Source organism: Rahnella sp. R3(2024), assembly GCF_042920125.1.
In the GTDB taxonomy this organism is placed as follows: Bacteria; Pseudomonadota; Gammaproteobacteria; order Enterobacterales; family Enterobacteriaceae; genus Rahnella; species Rahnella rivi.
This window is the reverse complement of record NZ_JBHGBU010000001.1, coordinates 4,406,639-4,426,071: the sequence shown is the minus strand read 5'-3', so window position 1 is coordinate 4,426,071 and position 19,433 is coordinate 4,406,639. Positions and strand designations below refer to the sequence as shown.

At 54.4% G+C, this 19,433-nt stretch carries 20 protein-coding genes; 13 read left to right on the top strand and 7 right to left on the bottom strand.

Annotated elements, in window-relative coordinates:
- Positions 1-60: 60 nt before the first annotated feature.
- The 6 genes from kdsA to hemA form a co-directional block, all read right to left on the bottom strand.
- The gene (kdsA, locus tag ABSH60_RS20080; RefSeq protein ID WP_056770704.1) at positions 61-915 is read right to left on the bottom strand and encodes a 3-deoxy-8-phosphooctulonate synthase; all 855 of its coding nucleotides are present in this window, start codon (positions 913-915) and stop codon (positions 61-63) included.
- Positions 916-1,010: 95 nt separating this feature from the next.
- On the bottom strand, positions 1,011-1,820 hold the full coding sequence (sirB1, locus tag ABSH60_RS20075) for an invasion regulator SirB1 (RefSeq protein WP_122095317.1): 810 nt from the start codon (positions 1,818-1,820) through the stop codon (positions 1,011-1,013).
- A 2-nt stretch (positions 1,821-1,822) separates the two neighbouring features.
- A complete protein-coding gene (locus ABSH60_RS20070) occupies positions 1,823-2,212 on the bottom strand; it encodes a SirB2 family protein (RefSeq protein ID WP_122095318.1) in 390 nt (129 codons plus the stop codon).
- A 44-nt stretch (positions 2,213-2,256) separates the two neighbouring features.
- A complete protein-coding gene (prmC, locus tag ABSH60_RS20065) occupies positions 2,257-3,099 on the bottom strand; it encodes a peptide chain release factor N(5)-glutamine methyltransferase (RefSeq protein ID WP_390975523.1) in 843 nt (280 codons plus the stop codon).
- On the bottom strand, positions 3,099-4,181 hold the full coding sequence (gene prfA, locus ABSH60_RS20060; protein ID WP_056770715.1) for a peptide chain release factor 1: 1,083 nt from the start codon (positions 4,179-4,181) through the stop codon (positions 3,099-3,101). Before prfA ends, prmC begins: the two co-directional genes overlap by 1 nt.
- 33 nt (positions 4,182-4,214) lie before the next feature.
- Positions 4,215-5,477, bottom strand: a complete 1,263-nt coding sequence (gene hemA / locus ABSH60_RS20055; protein ID WP_136375965.1) for a glutamyl-tRNA reductase — start codon at positions 5,475-5,477, stop codon at positions 4,215-4,217.
- 399 nt (positions 5,478-5,876) lie between these two features.
- Here hemA and ABSH60_RS20050 point away from each other — a divergent pair, with 399 nt between their 5' ends.
- From ABSH60_RS20050 to prs, 6 genes are all read left to right on the top strand, one after another.
- Positions 5,877-6,362: a type VI secretion system tube protein TssD gene (locus ABSH60_RS20050; protein WP_390975520.1), complete on the top strand. Its 486-nt coding sequence runs from the start codon at positions 5,877-5,879 to the stop codon at positions 6,360-6,362.
- Positions 6,363-6,367: 5 nt separating this feature from the next.
- Entirely contained in the window at positions 6,368-6,811 is a 444-nt protein-coding gene (locus ABSH60_RS20045; RefSeq protein WP_183847044.1) for an STM2901 family protein, read from the top strand.
- On the top strand, positions 6,805-7,137 hold the full coding sequence (locus ABSH60_RS20040; protein WP_390975518.1) for a DUF1493 family protein: 333 nt from the start codon (positions 6,805-6,807) through the stop codon (positions 7,135-7,137). Before ABSH60_RS20045 ends, ABSH60_RS20040 begins: the two co-directional genes overlap by 7 nt.
- Before the next feature lie 256 nt (positions 7,138-7,393).
- Complete coding sequence (gene lolB / locus ABSH60_RS20035; protein ID WP_056770726.1) at positions 7,394-8,017, top strand: lipoprotein insertase outer membrane protein LolB; 624 nt, start codon at positions 7,394-7,396, stop codon at positions 8,015-8,017.
- A 1-nt stretch (position 8,018) separates the two neighbouring features.
- Positions 8,019-8,882: a 4-(cytidine 5'-diphospho)-2-C-methyl-D-erythritol kinase gene (ispE, locus tag ABSH60_RS20030; protein WP_390975516.1), complete on the top strand. Its 864-nt coding sequence runs from the start codon at positions 8,019-8,021 to the stop codon at positions 8,880-8,882.
- Positions 8,883-9,044: 162 nt separating this feature from the next.
- Entirely contained in the window at positions 9,045-9,992 is a 948-nt protein-coding gene (prs, locus tag ABSH60_RS20025; RefSeq protein WP_104921955.1) for a ribose-phosphate diphosphokinase, read from the top strand.
- Positions 9,993-10,119: 127 nt separating this feature from the next.
- Here the strand turns inward: prs and ychH are convergent, their stop codons facing one another.
- Positions 10,120-10,392: a stress-induced protein YchH gene (gene ychH, locus ABSH60_RS20020; RefSeq protein WP_390975514.1), complete on the bottom strand. Its 273-nt coding sequence runs from the start codon at positions 10,390-10,392 to the stop codon at positions 10,120-10,122.
- Between the two features lie 292 nt (positions 10,393-10,684).
- Between ychH and pth the strand changes: the two genes are divergently transcribed.
- From pth to fbpC, 7 genes are all read left to right on the top strand, one after another.
- The gene (gene pth, locus ABSH60_RS20015) at positions 10,685-11,275 is read left to right on the top strand and encodes an aminoacyl-tRNA hydrolase (protein ID WP_037034067.1); all 591 of its coding nucleotides are present in this window, start codon (positions 10,685-10,687) and stop codon (positions 11,273-11,275) included.
- 157 nt (positions 11,276-11,432) lie between these two features.
- Positions 11,433-12,056, top strand: a complete 624-nt coding sequence (locus ABSH60_RS20010; RefSeq protein ID WP_056770737.1) for a response regulator transcription factor — start codon at positions 11,433-11,435, stop codon at positions 12,054-12,056.
- Entirely contained in the window at positions 12,056-13,585 is a 1,530-nt protein-coding gene (locus tag ABSH60_RS20005; protein WP_056770739.1) for an MASE1 domain-containing protein, read from the top strand. Before ABSH60_RS20010 ends, ABSH60_RS20005 begins: the two co-directional genes overlap by 1 nt.
- Positions 13,586-13,674: 89 nt before the next feature.
- Positions 13,675-14,991 (top strand): MFS transporter family glucose-6-phosphate receptor UhpC, encoded by a 1,317-nt coding sequence (gene uhpC / locus ABSH60_RS20000; RefSeq protein ID WP_390975511.1) that lies wholly within the window; start codon positions 13,675-13,677, stop codon positions 14,989-14,991.
- 44 nt (positions 14,992-15,035) lie between these two features.
- Positions 15,036-16,076 carry an extracellular solute-binding protein gene (locus tag ABSH60_RS19995; RefSeq protein WP_390975509.1) on the top strand — a complete coding sequence of 347 codons (1,041 nt, stop codon included), beginning with the start codon at positions 15,036-15,038 and terminating at the stop codon, positions 16,074-16,076.
- A gap of 113 nt (positions 16,077-16,189) precedes the next feature.
- Complete coding sequence (locus tag ABSH60_RS19990) at positions 16,190-18,268, top strand: iron ABC transporter permease (RefSeq protein ID WP_217202912.1); 2,079 nt, start codon at positions 16,190-16,192, stop codon at positions 18,266-18,268.
- Positions 18,269-18,285: 17 nt separating this feature from the next.
- Positions 18,286-19,368: a ferric ABC transporter ATP-binding protein gene (gene fbpC / locus ABSH60_RS19985; protein ID WP_390975506.1), complete on the top strand. Its 1,083-nt coding sequence runs from the start codon at positions 18,286-18,288 to the stop codon at positions 19,366-19,368.
- The last annotated feature ends 65 nt before the right edge of the window (positions 19,369-19,433 follow it).

Here is a 19,433-nt window from a genome sequence, read left to right as displayed (position 1 = left end):
CTCACGCAGAAATGCAAAAGGCGACCCTCGGGTCGCCTTTGTTTTATCTGATTGCTGCGCTTATTTGCTGGTATCGAGCGCCGGGAAGCTTTTCACCAGATCATCGATGGCTTTCATCTGCACCAGGAAAGGTTCCAGTTTATCTAATGGCAACGCAGACGGGCCGTCACATTTCGCGTGAGCCGGATCTTCGTGCGCTTCGATGAACAGACCTGCGATACCTACGGCCATGCCTGCGCGCGCCAGTTCTGCTACCTGTGCACGACGGCCGCCGGACGCTGCGCCAAACGGATCGCGGGTTTGCAGTGCGTGAGTCACGTCGAAGATCACCGGATGACCGCCCGTGGCGTTAATCATCACGTTCATACCCAGCATGTCGACGACCAGATTGTCATAACCAAAGTTGCTGCCGCGATCGCACAAAATAACCTGATCGTTTCCGCCTTCTTTAAATTTATCAACGATGTTACCCATTTGCCCAGGGCTGACAAATTGCGGTTTTTTCACGTTGATGACGGCGCCGGTTTTTGCCATCGCTTCGACCAGATCAGTCTGGCGCGCCAGGAATGCAGGTAACTGGATCACGTCAACCACTTCTGAAACCGGCTGTGCCTGCCAGGATTCATGCACGTCAGTGATGATTTTCACGCCGAACGCCTGCTTCAGCTCCTGGAAAATCTTCATGCCTTCGTCCAGACCCGGACCACGGTAAGAATGAATCGACGAGCGGTTGGCTTTATCGAAAGACGCCTTAAACACGTAAGGAATACCCAGTTTCTGCGTCACAGTGACGTAGTGTTCGCACACGCGCATCGCCATTTCACGCGACTCGAGTACGTTCATCCCACCGAACAACACAAACGGCAGATCGTTGGCGACTTTGATGTCCTGAATGCTAACCACTTTATGTTTCATGCTTTGGCCTTTTTAGTGATAAATCCTTCATCTGAGGCAGCCTCAACAGGCAGTTTTTCAACACGCGTCAGATGATAATGTAAGGTAATAATAAATTAATGCAGCGTAACCTGCTTGTGTTCAATCGCATGGATCTGCACTTTGATGACTTCTGAAATCGGGTCTTCCGGGCATTGTTCGACAAAGTAGCTGAGATCGGAAATAGCCACCTGATTACAGTCGAGCTGAACGTAAATCAGACCGCGATCGCGGATTTCATAAGGATCTTCCGGGTCGAACTGCAACACGGTTTCACTTGCCCGCAGAGCCATTTCAAACTGCTTTTCTTCCATCAGCGCGGCTTTGAGCGTATCGAGCATTTTGCGCACGATCACCGTGTTTTCCGCTTCTTCCAGATCGTCGTCTTCGATTTCTGCCGTCACGCCCAGATTGCCTTTCAGCCAGACGCTGAGCATGTGCTCGTTGAGCGTGTCGCCGTTGATGGGGTTGAGCAACCACATCTCTTCATCCAGCCAGTCAGCGCGTAAAATCAGCTGAGTCGGGAAAATCACCGGCATCAGTGGCAGATTCAGTTCATGGGCGATATGCAAGAAAATCACACCCAGCGACACCGGCGTGCCCTGCCGTGAAGCCAGCACTTTGTCGATCCAGATAGCATCCGACAGGCGATAGACGCCGCCCGCGCCACCAAATCCCCAGGTGCGATAAAACAGTTCAATCAGGACTTCCAGTTGCTGATCCTGATCGAGATTTTCAGGCACGACGCTGCGCGCTTCATCCACCAGCACTTGTAACTGGCGGCGGACATCCTCCGCGTTGAAATCAAAGCGCACGGATTCCGTCACTTTGATCACTCCGGTACTGAGAGGGGCCGTGTTAAATTCAAAATCAGCAAGCGTACTCATAGTTATCCCAATAGCAGCGGTATTTTCGTCAGGGCCAGTTTGAGAACCAGATAGAGACAAGCGAGCGCCAGAATAAAGGCCAGCCAGCGTGTTTTCTGGCTAAGAGGTCGCTTGCTCAGGGCTACAAAACCCAACGCAATATAGATAATAACGCCGAAAAGCTTTTCGGTCAGCCAGGTTCCCTGTGGGCTGAACGGATAAAAGTGGGTGATGAAGATAAGTGAAATACCGCTTATTAACAACAGCGTATCCACCATGTGAGGCACGATCTTCACCCAGCGTTTCTGCATCATAGCAGAACCCGCCCATTTCCAGAAAAAACGTAAAACAAACAGCGTAATACTCAGCGTAATAGTGAGCAGATGCAGATTTTTCATCCAGACGTATGCCATTACCCGCTTCCTCAGATAGGGTTGATTATTATGCGGTCAGGCGATCACAACGCTGGCAGCATCCACTGTCCAAGCGTGACACGATCGTTATCACCGTAATCTTTCACGGTGGAAATCAGCTGATAACCGGCCTGGCGCAACAACGCCTGAACGTCATTCGCCTGCTGCCAGCCGTGTTCGAGCAGTAACCAGCCGCGATCCTGAAGATACGCGGGTGCGCTGCGAATGATATGAGCCAGATCAGCCAGACCGGCATTATCTGCCACCAGCGCGCTTGCGGGCTCAAAACGCACGTCACCTTGCGCCAGATGAGGGTCGGCTGCATCAATATAAGGAGGATTACTGGCGATCAGCGCAAAGGTTTCACCTGTCACCGGCGCAAACCAGCTGCCCTGTAAAAATCGCGCATTCGGAATTGCCAGTTTTCGGGCATTGTGTTGCGCCAGGCTGACGGCATCGGGTTGCACATCAACGCCGGTTAACTGGCAGTCGGGGCGTTCGCTGGCGACAGCCAGGGCAATCGCGCCGGTGCCGGTGCCTAAATCCAGCACGCGTACCGGCTCAGGCGGTAAATGCGCCAGCGCCTGCTCGACCAGGCATTCAGTATCAGGACGGGGAATTAAGGTAGCGGGAGAAACCGAGAGTGGCAGCGACCAGAATTCACGCTCACCGGTCAGATAGGCAACCGGCTCACCCTGCTCGCGTCGCGCAAGCAGAGTCTCCAGTTGCTGAAGTTGTTCAGCGGTCAGCAGGGTTTCGCCAAACGCCATAATGAAAGTTCTCGCCCGGCCAGTCACAAAACCGAGCAAGATTTCAGCGTCGCGTTTCGGGCTTTCACCCGCCGCGAGACGGCGGGTGGCATCACGCAGCCAGCACTGAAAATCCATTAATCCTGCTCAGAAAGCGCGGCGAGCTGATCGGCCTGATATTCCTGCACGATCGGCTGGATCAGCGTGTCCAGCTTGCCTTCCATCACTTCATCCAGACGGTAAATCGTCAGGTTGATGCGGTGATCGGTGACGCGGCCCTGCGGGAAGTTGTAGGTCCGGTTACGGTCTGAACGGTCGCCGGTGCCCAGCAGGTTACGGCGCGTTGACGCTTCTTCGGCATGGCGTTTTGCCACTTCGGCAGCGCGAATACGCGCGCCCAGCACAGACATCGCTTTGGCTTTGTTTTTGTGCTGCGAACGTTCATCCTGGCATTCCACCACGATACCGGTAGGAATGTGGGTGATACGGATGGCGGAGTCAGTGGTGTTAACGTGCTGACCGCCCGCGCCGGAGGAACGGAAGGTATCGATACGCAAATCACCGGCGTTAATTTCCGGCAATTCGGCTTCCGGAATTTCCGGCATCACGGCAACGGTACAGGCCGAGGTATGAATACGTCCCTGCGACTCCGTTTCCGGAACGCGCTGAACGCGGTGGCCGCCCGATTCAAATTTGAACTGACCATAAACACCGTCGCCGCTGACTTTCGCGATCACTTCTTTATAGCCGCCGTGCTCGCCTTCGCTGGCGCTCACGATTTCCACACGCCAGCGACGCGATTCCGCGTAACGGCTGTACATGCGGAACAAATCGCCGGCAAAAATTGCCGCTTCATCACCGCCGGTTCCGGCGCGAATTTCAAGAAAGCACCCGCGTTCATCGTCAGGATCTTTAGGCAATAACAGAAGCTGTAATTGTTGTTCGAGCTCTTCGATGGTGGCTTTGCACTCTTTGATTTCGTCCTGCGCCATTTCGCGCATCTCGGGATCATCGAGCATCATTTCAGCTGTTTCTAAATCGTCCTGCGCCTGACGCCAGGCCAGAAAACATTCGGAGACGGACGTTAACTGAGAATATTCGCGGGAAAGACTGCGGAATTTATCCTGATCGGCGATAACGCTGGCATCGCCAAGCATCGCCTGCACTTCTTCGTGGCGCTCTTGTAACGCTTCCAGTTTGGCAACAATAGAAGGCTTCATGCGTGGTGTTTAACCCTGTGAAAAAAGGAGGAACTATTGCTGACCCAGCCCCAGGCTGTCGCGTAAAATTTGCAAACGCTCCACATCACCGTCGCTGGCTGCCTGTTGCAGAGAACGGGTTGGCGCGTGAATAAGGCGGTTTGTCAATTTGTGGGCTAATTCATGGATCACCGCTTCGACGTCAGCGCCCTGCGCAATCGCTGCGATGGCTTTGGCTTCTGCGTCGGCGCGAATAATATCAGCACGCGAGCGATAATCACGAATAATTTCAACGGCTCCCTGCGAACGCAGCCAGGCCATGAAGTTAGAACTCTCCTGCTCAACGATGGTTTCCGCCTGGATGGCGGCCGCTTTGCGTTGGGCAAGATTGTTTTGAATGATGCTGTGCAGATCATCAACGCTGTACAGATAGGCGTTGGCCAGTTTGCCGACTTCCGGTTCGATATCGCGCGGAACGGCAATATCCACCATCAGCATGGGCTGGTTGCGGCGGGCTTTTAACGCGCGCTCCACCATGCCTTTACCGATGATCGGCAGCGGGCTGGCAGTGGAGCTGATGATAATGTCGGCTTCGGCCAGGCGGGAGTCGATATCCTGCAGGCTGATGACTTCTGCATTCACTTCTGTCGCCAGCGCCTGCGCCCGTTCACGGGTACGGTTGGCAATCATCATGTGGCGGACGTTATGCTGATGCAGATGACGCGCCACCAGTTCGATGGTTTCACCGGCACCGACCAGTAACACACTGACTTCCGAAAGGGATTCAAAAATCTGACGCGCCAGCGTACAGGCGGCAAACGCCACCGACACCGCGCTGGCCCCGATATCAGTTTCAGTGCGGACACGTTTTGCCACGGAGAAGGATTTCTGGAACAGACGCTCCAGTTCGCCGGAAACGGCCTGACCGTTTTGCGATTCCGCGAAGGCTTTTTTTACCTGCCCGAGTATTTGCGGTTCACCGAGCACCAGAGAATCCAGGCCGCTGGCGACGCGCATCAGGTGGCTGACGGCTTCGTTGCCGTGATGCCAGTACAAGCTTTTACGCACTTCATCTTCACTGAGATGATGATAGTCGCATAACCATTTCACCAGTTGATCCTGCAAATTCCCCTGCTGTTCAACGCTGAGGTACAACTCAGTCCGGTTACAGGTAGACAACACCACACCGCCCTGCACCAGCGGTTGCTGGAGCAGACTGGAGAGCGCCTGATCAAGTGTCTCGGGTGAAAATGTTACCCGTTCACGCAGAGACACCGGGGCCGTTTTATGGTTGATACCTAATGCAAGCAGGGTCATATGGGAGGCGGTTATCGGCTTATACTTTATATTAGTATGGGTTTACGTCTGCTGCGCATTCTACAAGATGCGCGAGATCAATAAAAGGCATACAGCACCATCGGTTAAATATGATGTGGGTTTATTTCTGAGTCTGCGGAAAAACCGCACAGGATGCGGGTTGGAGCCCGATCTGAGAGATCCTTATCACCCCCCTATTTTCCAGTAATTCATCTGTTTTCAGCTCTGTATTGCCCCCAAAATGCCCCAGACGTCGAGACCATTTCGCCCCCCGACGAATTCCTATAGCCGATCATTAATACTAAACCTCTGAAAATTATTACCTTCCACTTTTCGTCATTGTCTCCTGAATTCAGCGGGAATAAGGTAATTCCTTACATTTATAAAGGAATTATGAATATGGCAATCCCTGCTTACTTATGGCTCAAGGATGATGGCGGCGCGTTGATCAAAGGTTCAGTTGATGTCAAAGACCGCGAGCACTCCATTGAAATCACCAGCTTCAGCCATAACCTCTACATCCCCACGGAGGGTAATACCGGTAAGCTGACCGGTACACGTGTCCACGGTGCACTTATTTTCGAGAAGGAATTTGATAGCTCTTCACCGTATCTGTTCAAAGCTGTTGCTACCGGTCAGAGTCTGAAGTCAGCAGAATTTAAGTGGTATCGAATCAATGACGCGGGTCAGGAGGTCGAGTATTACAACATGCTGCTTGAGAACGTTAAAATCGTCTCAGTAACACCGATGATGCATGACACGAAAACCGTTATTAATGTTGGTCATCTGGAGCAGGTGCAGGTCAGGTATGACAAAATCACGTGGCATTACCTTGATGGAAATATTAAATACAGCGACGCATGGAATGAACGCATAACAGGGTAAAAAGTATGGATACAGTTGAAGAGCTTAACGGCACGTATTTCTATCGGGGATTCTCTAATCTTTCATCAGGAGAATTGCTGTTCTGGATTTTTCTGGACACTACAGCTGAACACTTTGATGTTGATGACTACCTGACAATTGGTTTGATTCTATTAGGCCAGCCAACGATAGACACGCGCACTAAGCCAGGAACTGCAACGAAAGGAACGTCACCACTTAGTTCACAGTTGCGCCATTTACTTAACGTTAAGACCATGCGTTTACCCACCCTGACGTCAGGAAGTATTAAGCGCCTTAAGTTCAGTTATGTGACAAATCTGGGTGCTTTCGTTGGTCGGTGGATTCCGATTCTGGGCATTATTATCATTGCTTCTGATGTCTCTACGATAGCGTACAAAGCCACGAATAAGTACAACACCCTGGCGCGGGGTAATGACAAACTATGGTAAACAACGAAGACGTCATTCAGTGGTACAGCAAGCGGTTCAACAAGCCTGTACTGTTCTCAAAAAAACAGATTCCGGTCACGATTGAGACGAGCCTTTCAACTGGTCGCTATGTGTGGGCGAGTGAAACGGGTGCTGAAATCATGGAGGAATATTTTGAGAAGTTCGGGGTAGACCCGGCAGGATTCGATTTCTATAAATACTGGCCTGCAGAGACCTTTATCCTATTTGCACTGTGTACGTCAGGTGCTGATGACGATGAGCCTCAACCGCTCACACTAAGAATGCTCGCTGAGTCTGCGCGTTCTGGTAAATGGCTCTATGACTGACTCAATCTGATACAGATCGCAGAATTATAGATGCACGGAATATCGTCAAATTCATCAGTCGTCGCATCATTGATGTTAGACAGATAGGTAATCATCGGTTAAATCCAATTACAAATCAGCATTGTCCCAAAACGGATTGATCGCCGATCATCTGCGCAGGGTTGAGATCACCCGCCTCGCTGGCTGTGCTAAACTGACGCACGCCATTATTGCCCTGGCACCTCATTCAGCCATCGCACAAAGGATTTAATCTGTTATGCCAATGCGTAAAGCCCATTTTGTTCGCCTTCTTCCTCTCGCAAGTTTAGTCCTTGCGGCGTGTTCTTTTAATACGCCGAAAGGCCCGGCGACCAGCCCGACGTCCCCGCAATGGCGTGAACACGAAGCGCAGGTCAAGCAACTGGACCACTATCAGACCCGCGGGTCTTTTGCCTATCTTTCCGATAAACAGAAAGTGTACGCCCGCTTCTTCTGGCAACAATATTCCCGTGACAGCTACCGTTTACTGCTGACCAATCCGCTGGGCAGCACCGAAATGGAGCTGAAAGTGCAAAGCGGTATCGCACAGCTGACCAATAATGAAGGCAAGCATTACACCAGCGACAATCCTGATGACATGATCCAAAAACTGACCGGTATGTCGATCCCGCTGGATAATCTGCGTTTGTGGATGCTCGGCCTGCCGGGTGATGGCACCGATTTCACCCTCGACAGCCAGTACCGTCTTTCTCAGGTGAAATTCACTCAGGACGGCAAACCGGGCACCGTGGTGTATCAAAGTTATGACGACGACGCGAAACCGTCCCTGCCGCAGCGTCTGGAAATGACCCAGGGCGAGCAACGCATCAAACTGAAAATGGATAACTGGACGCTGAACTGAGATGACGCAGCAATGGTGGCCGTCTCCGGCTAAACTCAATTTGTTCCTTTACATCACCGGACAGCGTCCGAATGGCTATCACGACCTGCAGACGCTGTTTCAGTTTGTCGATTACGGTGACAGCCTGAGTTTTAACGTACGCGACGACAGCGCCATCGTGCTGACCACGCCAACGGACGGCGTCGCCGATGAAGATAATCTGGTGGTGCGCGCCGCCCGTTTACTGCAAGCCCATGCAGGTGTTTCGCAGGGCGCGGAGATATCGCTGCAAAAACGTATCCCGATGGGTGGCGGTCTGGGTGGCGGTTCATCAAACGCGGCGACCGTCCTTATCGCCCTCAATGCGTTATGGCAGTGCGGCCTTTGCGATACCGAACTGGCACAACTGGGCGTGACGCTGGGTGCCGATGTGCCGGTCTTTGTCATGGGGCATGCCGCTTTTGCAGAAGGCATCGGCGAGATTTTGCAACCGGTTGAACCGGAAGAAAAATGGTACCTGATTGCCCATCCCGGCGTGAACATTGCGACACCGTTGATTTTCGGCGATCCTGAACTGACCAGAAATACACCAAAACGTACTGTTAATGTGCTGTTGGACACGCCTTACGCAAATGATTGCGAACCGATTGCGAGAAAACGTTTTTACGAGGTTGAACAGCTACTTTCTTGGCTGTTAGAATACGCGCCGTCGCGACTGACCGGGACAGGTGCTTGTGTGTTTGCTGAATTCGACACCGAGTCTGCTGCCCGTCAGGTTTTAGACAAAATGCCAACATGGAGTCGGGGTTTTGTCGCGCAAGGTGTTAATATCTCGCCGTTGCATCTTTTTCGCGAAGTCTGGTTGAGAACTGCGGGCAAAGCGTAGAGCGTCACAGTGGTTTTGTGTCTGTTCTTTGCCAGCCAATTATTCAACAGATTTAAGTAGTAAGATTTAGAAGTATCGTGAGCATAATGCTTTGGTACCGCTCACCGCCCGGTGGTACCAAAAGCCAATGTCTTCCCTGGACGCAAGCCTGAGGTTCTTCTCGTGCCTGATATGAAGCTTTTTGCTGGTAACGCCACCCCGGAACTAGCACAACGTATTGCCAACCGTTTATACACCAGCCTTGGTGACGCCGCCGTCAGTCGTTTTAGCGACGGTGAAGTAAGTGTGCAAATCAACGAAAATGTACGTGGCGGAGATATTTTCATTATCCAGTCCACCTGCGCGCCTACTAACGATAACCTGATGGAACTGGTCGTAATGGTTGATGCCTTACGCCGCGCCTCGGCCGGTCGTATCACAGCCGTTATTCCTTACTTCGGTTACGCACGTCAGGATCGCCGGGTTCGTTCAGCCCGTGTCCCTATCACCGCGAAAGTGGTGGCTGATTTCCTCTCCAGCGTTGGCGTTGACCGCGTTCTTACCGTGGATCTGCACGCAGAACAAATTCAGGGCTTCTTCGATGTGCCTGTAGACAACGTATTCGGCAGCCCTATCCTGCTCGAAGACATGCTGCAACAGAACCTGGAAAACCCAATCGTAGTTTCTCCGGACATCGGTGGTGTCGTTCGCGCCCGTGCCGTTGCCAAACTGCTTAACGATACCGACATGGCTATCATCGATAAACGTCGCCCGCGCGCAAACGTTTCTCAGGTGATGCACATTATCGGTGACGTCGCTGGCCGTGACTGTGTTCTGGTTGATGACATGATCGATACCGGTGGCACGCTGTGCAAAGCGGCTGAAGCACTGAAAGAACGCGGTGCAAAGCGCGTATTTGCTTACGCTACCCACCCGATTTTCTCCGGCAATGCAGTAGAGAACATCAGAAACTCCGTCATCGACGAAGTGATTGTGTGTGACACTATTCCGCTGTCCGCTGAAATTCGTGCGTTGAAGAAAGTGCGTACCCTGACCCTGTCAGGCATGCTGGCTGAGGCTATCCGCCGCATCAGCAATGAAGAATCCATTTCTGCGATGTTCGAGCATTAATCATCACGCCCCTGTTTACAGGGGCGTTTTGTTTTCGCCCGGCAGATGTTTTAGCTTGTGCAGAAATCAAAAAAAACCGTTGTGGCGTGAGCGACAACGGTTTTTTTATGCCTGCCATCCGGATAAATCAGGAATGGCGATGGGGCTTATTGCAGCGGGAATCATAATGACGTACCCACCAGTAACGGTCGGCAACGCGTTCGCGTCCGCCTACTCTCGCACCGGTCAGCCATAAGATGGCACCGATGAAGATACTGCCGATTGCGCCGTGGGCCAGAAATTGTGGCAGACCCAGTTCTGGCAGCTGATTTAAAATCGAATAACCAACGCCACCGACCATTGTGAGCAAACCGAGTCCCATCAGGGCATTGCCCAATACTGTTGCGGTTTTACGTTTCATTTGTCACCTCCAGTCGTCGATAGTCTTAGCATCATTGCTGTCTTGTCTTTTTCTGCTTTAACTATAGACGTCCCATCTGGTTCACTTTGAGGCAACGATCACAGACAGAGAACATTGGATGACAAATCTTTACGTTTTCCAGTCAGATACATTCGAAGGGTGAATAGTTATCCGACTGCATTATTCATTTCCAACGGTATCTATGGCTTTTCCCCTGCCCTTTATTTGGCATGGCACTGACAGGCAGGTAAACTGTGCGCCTAAACCTCACCCGATAAAGAAGCGAAAAACCGTGAGCAGCATTAAATTAATTGTCGGCCTGGCCAATCCTGGTGCCGAATATGCCCAGACCCGCCACAATGCCGGTGCCTGGTACGTGGATCTCCTCGCCCGCCAGCACAACCAGCAACTGAAAGAAGAAAGTAAGTTTTTTGGTTATACCGCCCGTCTGTCACTGGCCGGTCAGGACGTTCGTCTGCTGGTACCGACCACGTTTATGAACCTGAGCGGCAAAGCGGTGCTGGCGATGGCGCAGTTCTACCGCATCGAGCCGGATGAAATTCTGGTCGCGCACGACGAGCTGGATATCCCGCCGGGCATGGCGAAAATCAAACTGGGCGGCGGTAACGGCGGCCATAACGGTCTGAAAGACATTCAGAGCAAATTCGGCAATAACCCGAATTTCTATCGCCTGCGCATTGGTATCGGCCATCCGGGCGATAAAAGCAAAGTGGTCGGGTTCGTGCTCGGTAAGCCGCCAGCCAGCGAACAAAAGCTGATCGACGATGCGATTGATGAATCCCTGCGCTGTACTGAACTGCTGATGAAGGAAGGCCTGGAAAAAACCATGCGCCGCCTGCATACCTTCAAAGCGGAGCTGTAAATAAGAGTGACGTGGCGCGGAAAACCGCGCCCTTTTCTTTCTTCCCTCCTGACTAACTCAAATTCCGTTACCTGCCCTGCAATTCCTCCGTTCCGTGTTGCCAACTGCAACTATTCATGAGCATTATGCGAATCTCATTTACATTCAGTTACGCCTAATGATTAACGTTGCTTTGATTGACGACCACGTGGTGGTGCGTTCCGGTTTTGCCCAGTTGCTCGGCCTTGAGCCGGATATCCAGATTGTCGGCCAGTATGCGTCGGCGGCGAATGCGTGGTCGTCGCTGCTGAAAATGAATATTGACGTGGCGGTGATGGATATCGCCATGCCCGATGAAAGCGGGTTAAGTTTGCTGTCGCGTTTACGGCAGCAGCGCCCCGATTTCCGCGCCATCATTCTGAGCATTTACGACACCACTGCGTTTGTACAAAGTGCGCTGGATGCCGGTGCGGGTGGCTATCTCACCAAACGCTGCGGCCCTGAAGAGCTGGTGCAGGCGGTCCGCACCGTGCACGCCGGTGGGCGCTATCTGTGTTCCGATGCCCTGCTGGCGCTGCGCCAGAGTCAGCAAACGCCGAAAGCCTTGCAGGCGCTGACACCGCGTGAACGCGAGATTTTCGATCTGCTGGTCAACGGGCTGAGCGTGAAAGCGATTGCCGAACAGCTCGAACTCAGCCACAAAACCGTGCACGTTCACCGCGCCAATATCCTTGGCAAACTCCAGTGCGATACCACCATCGAACTGGTCCATTTCGCCATACAGCATCACCTTCTCGCCTGATGCGCCGGGCTGGTCTGACGCTGTTTCTCGCCATTTTCTACAGCCTGTGCTGGCTGGCGCTGTGGTCGATCAGTTTTTATCTCACGCAAAATGGTCAGCAGGCGATGCTGCTCCTGCCGCAGGGTCTGCGTCTGGCGCTGATGACGCTGCTTTCGCGGCGTTACTGGCCGGTGATGCTGGCGTCAGAATTAGGCATTGCCGTCTGGCTGCACAGCGAACAGTTGCAGACGCACTGGATCATTCTGCTTTCGCCCCTGCTCAGCCTGATCCCCGCCGCACTCGTGCAGCATTTCTGGCGACGGTTTACCCTTTACTGGCAACGGCTTTTGCTGTTGCTTGGCGCGGTGGCCGGTAACAGCCTGTTGCAGATGGCGGTACCCGGCCTGTGGCTGAATTCACCGCTGAGCCAGACGCTGCTGGCCTCCTTCACCGGCGGCATTCTGCTGACGCCGTTTATCTATCTGATTTATGAATATCTCAAACAGCAGCATCTGCAAAACCTGCTGGCACAAGAGATCCCCGATCCGCCGCTGCGCACGTCGCTCCTGATCTGGTGTTCACTGTTCTTCGCCCTCGCCGTCTGTCTGCAAATGACGCTGGCGCCGGAAGTGGAACGGCTGCTGATCATTCTGGTTTTTCTGCCCAACGTGGTGATGGCTTACGCCTTCGGCTGGCAGGGTGGCGTGCTGGCGGCGGTGCTGGGCAGCCTGATGATCACGGTCACGCGGCAGATGAGCGGCGCGTTTCACGATTTGCTCGAGCTGGAACTGTTTCTCTCCACCCAGGCGCTGCTCGGCATCGGGCTGGGGATTGCCATCAGCCGTCAGCAGCAACTGGCGTCGCATCTCAACCGTTACCGTTTGCAGCTTGAGCAGGAGTTGCACACCCGTCGCCAGCTGACGGAGCGGCTGGTGCATACCGAAGAAGCGGTACGCAAGGAAATCGCCCGCGAGCTGCACGATGAAATCGGGCAGAACATTACCGCCATTCAGATCCAGGCGATGCTGGTCGATCGCAGCCCGCCCGGTGCGGCCACCCACGCCGCCGCCAGACAAATTGGCGAACTGTCGCAGCGCATTCACCACACCACCCGCCAGTTATTGCGTCAGCTGCGCCCGCCGGTGCTGGATGAAATGTCGCTCGACGTGGCCCTGCACCATCTGGCGGATGAATTTGCCTTCGCGCAACAGGGCGTCGATTTTCAGCTCGATTACCGCCTGACCGACGCGCCCTCCGATGACACTCTGATTTTCACGCTGTACCGGCTGGTGCAGGAACTGCTCAACAACATCAATAAACATGCCGGTGCGACGCAGGTGCGCGTCAGCCTGACCGTGCAACACAACATGCTGGTGCTGACGGTCAGTGACAACGGCGTCGGCTTTGCCCTGCCGGTGAAAGAAGGTTTCGGGCTGCGCGGCATTGAGGAACGCGTGCGCGCGCTGGGCGGCGAATGGCTGGTTCATCAGCAGGATGGCACCCGCATAATTGTTAAGTTGCCCACAGATTTGCAAAGAACATCGCCCTGACTAGGACTAATTCCTAGTCATCTAAAACCTTGTCTCATCCGCCCGACAAATCACCCGCCTACACTCGCCTCATCAAGTTGGAGAACACCATGACAGCAACGCCGTTATCCGCCACCGACGTGGATAAAAATTACCGTTACTGGCGCGTGCATTTATTGCTGTCGATGGTCATTGGCTACGCCGCGTTCTATCTCACCCGCCGCAGCGTGAATTTCGCGATGCCGGTGATGCAGCTGGAACTGGGGCTGACCAAAGGCGATATCGGCCTGCTCGGCACGCTGTTTTATCTGGCCTACGGCGGCTCGAAATTTATCTCGGGTATTTACAGCGACCGCACCGGTGCCCGCTGGTTTATGGGCGTCGGATTACTGATGACCGGCGTGCTGAATATTCTGTTCGCCTTCTGCCATTCGCTGACCGCGTTGCTGATTGTCTGGACGCTGAACGGATTCTTTCAGGGCTGGGGATGGCCGCCGTGCGCCAGATTGCTGACCCACTGGTATTCGCGCAACGAACGCGGTTTCTGGTGGGGCTGCTGGAACACGTCGATCAACATCGGTGGCGCGGCGGTTCCGCTGCTCTCGGGTTTACTGGCCGCCACCTGGGGCTGGCAGGCGGCGCTGCTGGTGCCGGGCGCGGTCGGGATCGTTCTCGGATTATGGCTTTGCCGCCAGCTGTGCGGCACACCGCAGCAGGAAGGATTGCCCACGGTGGGCGTCTGGCGGCGTGACCCGCTGGAACGGCGGCAGGAGCAGCAAAGCCCGCCGATGAGTATGACGCAGATCCTGCGCCAGACGATTTTGCAAAACCGGACAATCTGGCTCCTGGGCGTCTCGTATGTGCTGGTGTACCTCATCCGCATTGCGCTCAACGACTGGGGGAATATCTGGCTGGCGGAGAATCACGGGGTCAATTTGCTGAGCGCAAACGCGACACTGTCACTTTTCGAGCTCGGCGGCCTGCTCGGCGCGTTGTTTGCCGGATGGGGGTCTGACCTGCTGTTTCGCGGGCAGCGCGCCCCGATGATTTTACTGTTTTCACTGGGGCTGTTTCTGACCGTCACCGCCCTGTGGCTGGCACCGGTGCATCATTTCGGGTTGCTGGCGCTGAGTTTCTTCAGCATCGGATTTTTTGTGTTCGGGCCGCAAATGCTGATTGGTCTGGCGGCAACCGAATACTCGCACAAAGACGCGGCGGGCACGGTGACCGGATTTCTCGGGCTGTTTGCCTACCTCGGCGCGGCGCTGGCGGGATGGCCGCTGGCGGTGGTGATGCAACACTACGGCTGGTCCGGATTTTTTGCCGTGCTGACGATGGCTTCGGCGTTCGTCGGGCTGCTGCTGATGCCCATGATGATGGCCGGGATCAGCAAACGCGAATTACAGTCCGCTCCGCCGGACAACTGACAAGGTTCTCTGTCCTGCAACATAACTAAAAAAAGGTAAACACCATGAAAACGACTCTGACTTACTCTCTTCTCGCCGCGGCGGTCGCCATGACGGCGTTCACCGGTGCCGCTCAGGCTAAAGGCCGTCTGGTGGTGTATTGCAGCGCCACCAACGCCATGTGTGAAGAAGAAACCAAAGCCTTCGGGGAAAAGTACGACGTCAAAACCTCCTTCATCCGCAACGGTTCCGGCAGCACGCTGGCGAAAGTGGAAGCCGAGAAAAAGAACCCGCAGGCTGACGTCTGGTACGGCGGCACCTTAGATCCGCAGTCACAGGCCGGTGAAATGGATCTGTTGCAGGCGTATAAATCCCCTAACCTCGCGCAAATCATGCCTGCCTTCCAGGACCCGGCAAAACGTAAAGGTAACTACTCTTCCGCCGTGTACATCGGCATTCTGGGCGTCGGCGTGAATACCAACCGCCTGAAAGAGAAAAATCTGCCAGAACCTAAATGCTGGAAAGACCTGACCAACCCGATTTATAAAGGCGAAATCCAGATTGCCGATCCACAAAGTTCCGGCACCGCCTACACCGCGCTGGCGACCTTCGCGCAGCTGTGGGGCGAAGATCAGGCGTTCGATTACCTGAAAAAACTTAACAGCAATATTTCCCAGTACACCAAATCCGGTATCGCCCCGGCGCGTAACGCCGCACGCGGTGAAACCGCCATCGGCATCGGCTTCCTGCACGATTACGCTCAGGAAAAAGAGAGCGGCGCACCGCTGAAACTGATTTCCCCGTGCGAAGGTTCCGGCTATGAAATCGGCGGCGTCAGCATCCTGAAAGGCGCACGTAACCTGGATAACGCCAAACTGTTCGTTGACTGGGCATTGTCCAAAGACGCGCAGGAACTGGCATGGAAAAAAGGCCAGTCTTATCAAATCCTGACCAACACCACCGCAGAAACCTCCCCGAACTCGCTGAAAATGAGCGACCTGAAGCTCATCAATTACGACATGGACAAGTACGGCGCATCCGATATGCGTAAAGAGCTCATCACCAAGTGGGTCAACGAAGTGAAGATGGGCAAAGAGTCTCAATAAAAGCCCGCGTACTTATTGAGTGAACGCGCTTTGCGCCTCCCCCTGCAAAGGGGGAGTTAACGCACTCAGCATTATTTTCGCCAACACCTTTTTTCTCTTAATAAGGAGACGCTATGTCTCATTCATTAACCCTGCCTGACACCCGACGCCGTGACCCGGTTTTCGGCTGGCTGGGGCTTATTCTGCTCGCTTTTGTGCTGCTGCCGTCCTGGAGTCTGGACTACGGTCTGCTGGAATCCACGCAGGATGAAATTCTCGCGGCGTACGGCTGGTCGGGGCTGAATCTCAGCCTGCTGTGGCTGATCCTGCCGATGGCATTACTGTTCCGTCCGCGCCATGCACAACGGCTGGAAGCCCGCCGCCGTCATCAGTTTGATGCCGCCTGGTCGGTGTTTTGTGCACTGTTTATGATCGTCAGTGCCACGCTTATCGGACGCGGGCTGGGCTACGGCAGCATAGTGATGTTTATTGCCCTCGGCGCAATTTGCTCGCTGGCACTGTCACGCCTTGAGTGGCTGGGCGGCGACCGCTTCGTCCTCGGCTCGCTGATTTGCATCATCGCGCTGATTGGCGTGTTTATCATTTATCCGAGCATTGCGATTTTCATCCCGATGTTCACCAACGACGCCGGAGATTTCGCGCCGCTGGCCTTTATGACGGTACTCGGTCAGTCGCATATTTTGCAGGTGATCTGGAACTCATTCCTGCTCTCTGTGGCCGTCGGGATCGGTTGTACCTTCTTCGGGCTGGTGCTGGCGATTTACACCACGCGCATTGCCAAACGCTCGGCGATTATCGGGCGTATTTTCTCGATTTTGCCGATTGTCACCCCGCCGTTTATCGTCGGGCTGGGCGTCACCCTGATGATGGGCCGCTCAGGCTATGTCACCGAACTGATGGTCGACTGGTTCGGGCTGACCAACACCAACTGGCTGTACGGTTTCACCGGCATCTGGCTGGCACAGGTGCTGGCGTTCACGCCGATGGCGTTTATGATCCTCGACGGGGCCATCAAAACCATTCATCCGTCGCTCGAAGAAGCGTCGTATACGCTGCGCGCCAGCCGCTGGCAGACCTTTCACCGCGTGTTTCTGCCGCTGCTGAAACCCGCACTGGCGAACGCCTTTCTGATTGTCATCGTCCAGTCGCTGGCGGACTTCAGTAACCCGCTGGTGCTCGGCGGCAATTTCGACGTGCTCGCCACGCAAATCTACTTCTACATCACCGGTGCACAGCTGGATTATCAGGCCGCCAGTACGCTCGGCGTGATCTTACTGGTGTTCTCGCTGCTGGTGTTCTGCGTGCAATACATGTGGATCGGCAAACGCTCATACGTCACCATTTCCGGCAAAACCTCACGCGGCGACGTTCAGCCGCTGCCGGTCACATTAGTCTGGGGCGTGACCGCGCTGCTGGCGGTGTGGATAGCCTTCAACGCCCTGCTTTACGGCAGCATTTTCTACGGCAGTTTTACCGTCAACTGGGGCGTGGATTACACCCTGACCTTCGACAACTTCACCAAACTGTTCGGACAAGGCTTCTCCGACGGCGCATGGCCTTCGCTGCTCGACACCCTGCTCTACGCCGGAATTGCCGCACCGATCACCGCGCTGTTTGGTTTGCTCATCGCCTACATCGTGGTACGCCAGCAGTTCCGTGGCAAAAAAACCATCGAGTTCAGCACCATGCTGTGCTTTGCGGTGCCGGGTACGGTCGCGGGGATCTCCTACATTCTGGCGTTTAACAGCGCACCGGTGTATCTGACCGGTACGGCGGCCATCGTGATCATTTCCATGGTGATGCGTAACGTGCCGGTGGGTATCCGCGCCGGGATCGCCGGGCTGGGTCAGCTGGATAAATCGCTGGATGAAGCCTCGCTCAGCCTGCGCGCCGGATCGATGCGTACGGTGATGTACATCCTCCTGCCGTTATTGCGCCCAGCCATTTTGTCGGCGCTGATTTACAGCTTCGTGCGCGCCATCACTACCGTCAGCGCCATTGTTTTCCTGGTCACGCCGGACACCCGCGTCGCCACCGCCTACATCCTCAACCGGGTGGAAGACGGCGAATACGGCGTGGCAATTGCCTACGGCTCAATCCTTATCGTCGTGATGCTGGCGATCATTTTCATCTTTGACTATCTGGTTGGCGAAGCGCGAATTTCCCGCTCAAAAGCCAAAACCGGCCAATAATTCTGGAGCGCTTTGACATGACAACGACCACTGAATACCCGGTTAACACCGCACCGGCAGAAACCACCAAAAGCTTTGTTGAGCTGAAAAACGTCGCCAAACGGTTTGGCAACAATACGGTGCTCGAAGGCCTGAACCTGGCGATCCCGAAAGGGAAAATGGTTACCCTGCTCGGCCCTTCCGGCTGCGGTAAAACCACGGTGCTGCGCATGGTCGCCGGGCTGGAAAAACCCTCTGAAGGCCGCATTTTTATCGACGGCGAAGACGTTACCGACCGTTCCATTCAGCAGCGTGACATCTGCATGGTGTTTCAGTCTTACGCCCTGTTTCCGCACATGTCGCTGGGGGAAAACATCGGTTACGGGCTGAAAATGCTTGGCCGTCCGAAAGCTGAAATCCGCGACCGGGTGCGCGAGGCGCTGTCGCTGGTTGATCTCGAGGGCTTTGAAGATCGCTACGTCGATCAGATTTCCGGTGGTCAGCAGCAGCGCGTGGCGCTGGCCCGCGCGCTGATCCTCAAACCGAAAGTGCTGCTGTTCGATGAACCGTTGAGTAACCTTGATGCCAACCTGCGCCGCAGCATGCGCGAGAAAATCCGCGAGCTGCAACAGCAGTTCAACATTACCTCGCTGTACGTGACGCACGATCAGAGCGAAGCCTTTGCGGTTTCCGACACCGTGCTGGTGATGAACAAAGGCAAAATCATGCAGATTGGCGCGCCGCAGGAGCTTTACCGCCAGCCCGCGTCACGCTTTATGGCCAGTTTTATGGGCGACGCCAACGTCTTCCCGGCGGATTTGCACCGCGATACCGTGGAGATTTTCGGCTATCACATCCCGAAACCCGCCGCGTTCGCACCGGGCATGCAGCAATGTACGGTGGGCGTCCGCCCTGAGGCGATCACCTTGGGTTTGCAGGGCGACGACAGCCAGCGCTGCGTGATCACCCACGTGGCCTATATGGGGCCGCAGTATGAAGTGACGGTGGAATGGCACGGCCAGTCGTTGTTGTTGCAGGTCAACGCCACACAACTGCAACCGACCGCAGGTGACAATTTCTTCCTGCAAATCCATCCGTACGGCATGTTTGTGCTGGTGTGATAAATCCAAAAACGTCAAAAAAAAGGTGCCGTTTTTCAGCGGCACCTTTTTTTATTCTGACGCAA

Bases quoted from the DNA above. Each gene is read 5' to 3' on its own strand.
- kdsA (WP_056770704.1), bottom strand. From the start codon at position 915: ATGAAACATAAAGTGGTTAGCATTCAGGACATCAAAGTCGCCAACGAT.
- sirB1 (WP_122095317.1), bottom strand. From the start codon at position 1,820: ATGAGTACGCTTGCTGATTTTGAATTTAACACGGCCCCTCTCAGTACC.
- ABSH60_RS20070 (WP_122095318.1), bottom strand. From the start codon at position 2,212: ATGGCATACGTCTGGATGAAAAATCTGCATCTGCTCACTATTACGCTG.
- prmC (WP_390975523.1), bottom strand. From the start codon at position 3,099: ATGGATTTTCAGTGCTGGCTGCGTGATGCCACCCGCCGTCTCGCGGCG.
- prfA (WP_056770715.1), bottom strand. From the start codon at position 4,181: ATGAAGCCTTCTATTGTTGCCAAACTGGAAGCGTTACAAGAGCGCCAC.
- hemA (WP_136375965.1), bottom strand. From the start codon at position 5,477: ATGACCCTGCTTGCATTAGGTATCAACCATAAAACGGCCCCGGTGTCT.
- ABSH60_RS20050 (WP_390975520.1), top strand. From the start codon at position 5,877: ATGGCAATCCCTGCTTACTTATGGCTCAAGGATGATGGCGGCGCGTTG.
- ABSH60_RS20045 (WP_183847044.1), top strand. From the start codon at position 6,368: ATGGATACAGTTGAAGAGCTTAACGGCACGTATTTCTATCGGGGATTC.
- ABSH60_RS20040 (WP_390975518.1), top strand. From the start codon at position 6,805: ATGGTAAACAACGAAGACGTCATTCAGTGGTACAGCAAGCGGTTCAAC.
- lolB (WP_056770726.1), top strand. From the start codon at position 7,394: ATGCCAATGCGTAAAGCCCATTTTGTTCGCCTTCTTCCTCTCGCAAGT.
- ispE (WP_390975516.1), top strand. From the start codon at position 8,019: ATGACGCAGCAATGGTGGCCGTCTCCGGCTAAACTCAATTTGTTCCTT.
- ychH (WP_390975514.1), bottom strand. From the start codon at position 10,392: ATGAAACGTAAAACCGCAACAGTATTGGGCAATGCCCTGATGGGACTC.
- ABSH60_RS20010 (WP_056770737.1), top strand. From the start codon at position 11,433: ATGATTAACGTTGCTTTGATTGACGACCACGTGGTGGTGCGTTCCGGT.
- ABSH60_RS20005 (WP_056770739.1), top strand. From the start codon at position 12,056: ATGCGCCGGGCTGGTCTGACGCTGTTTCTCGCCATTTTCTACAGCCTG.
- uhpC (WP_390975511.1), top strand. From the start codon at position 13,675: ATGACAGCAACGCCGTTATCCGCCACCGACGTGGATAAAAATTACCGT.
- ABSH60_RS19995 (WP_390975509.1), top strand. From the start codon at position 15,036: ATGAAAACGACTCTGACTTACTCTCTTCTCGCCGCGGCGGTCGCCATG.
- ABSH60_RS19990 (WP_217202912.1), top strand. From the start codon at position 16,190: ATGTCTCATTCATTAACCCTGCCTGACACCCGACGCCGTGACCCGGTT.
- fbpC (WP_390975506.1), top strand. From the start codon at position 18,286: ATGACAACGACCACTGAATACCCGGTTAACACCGCACCGGCAGAAACC.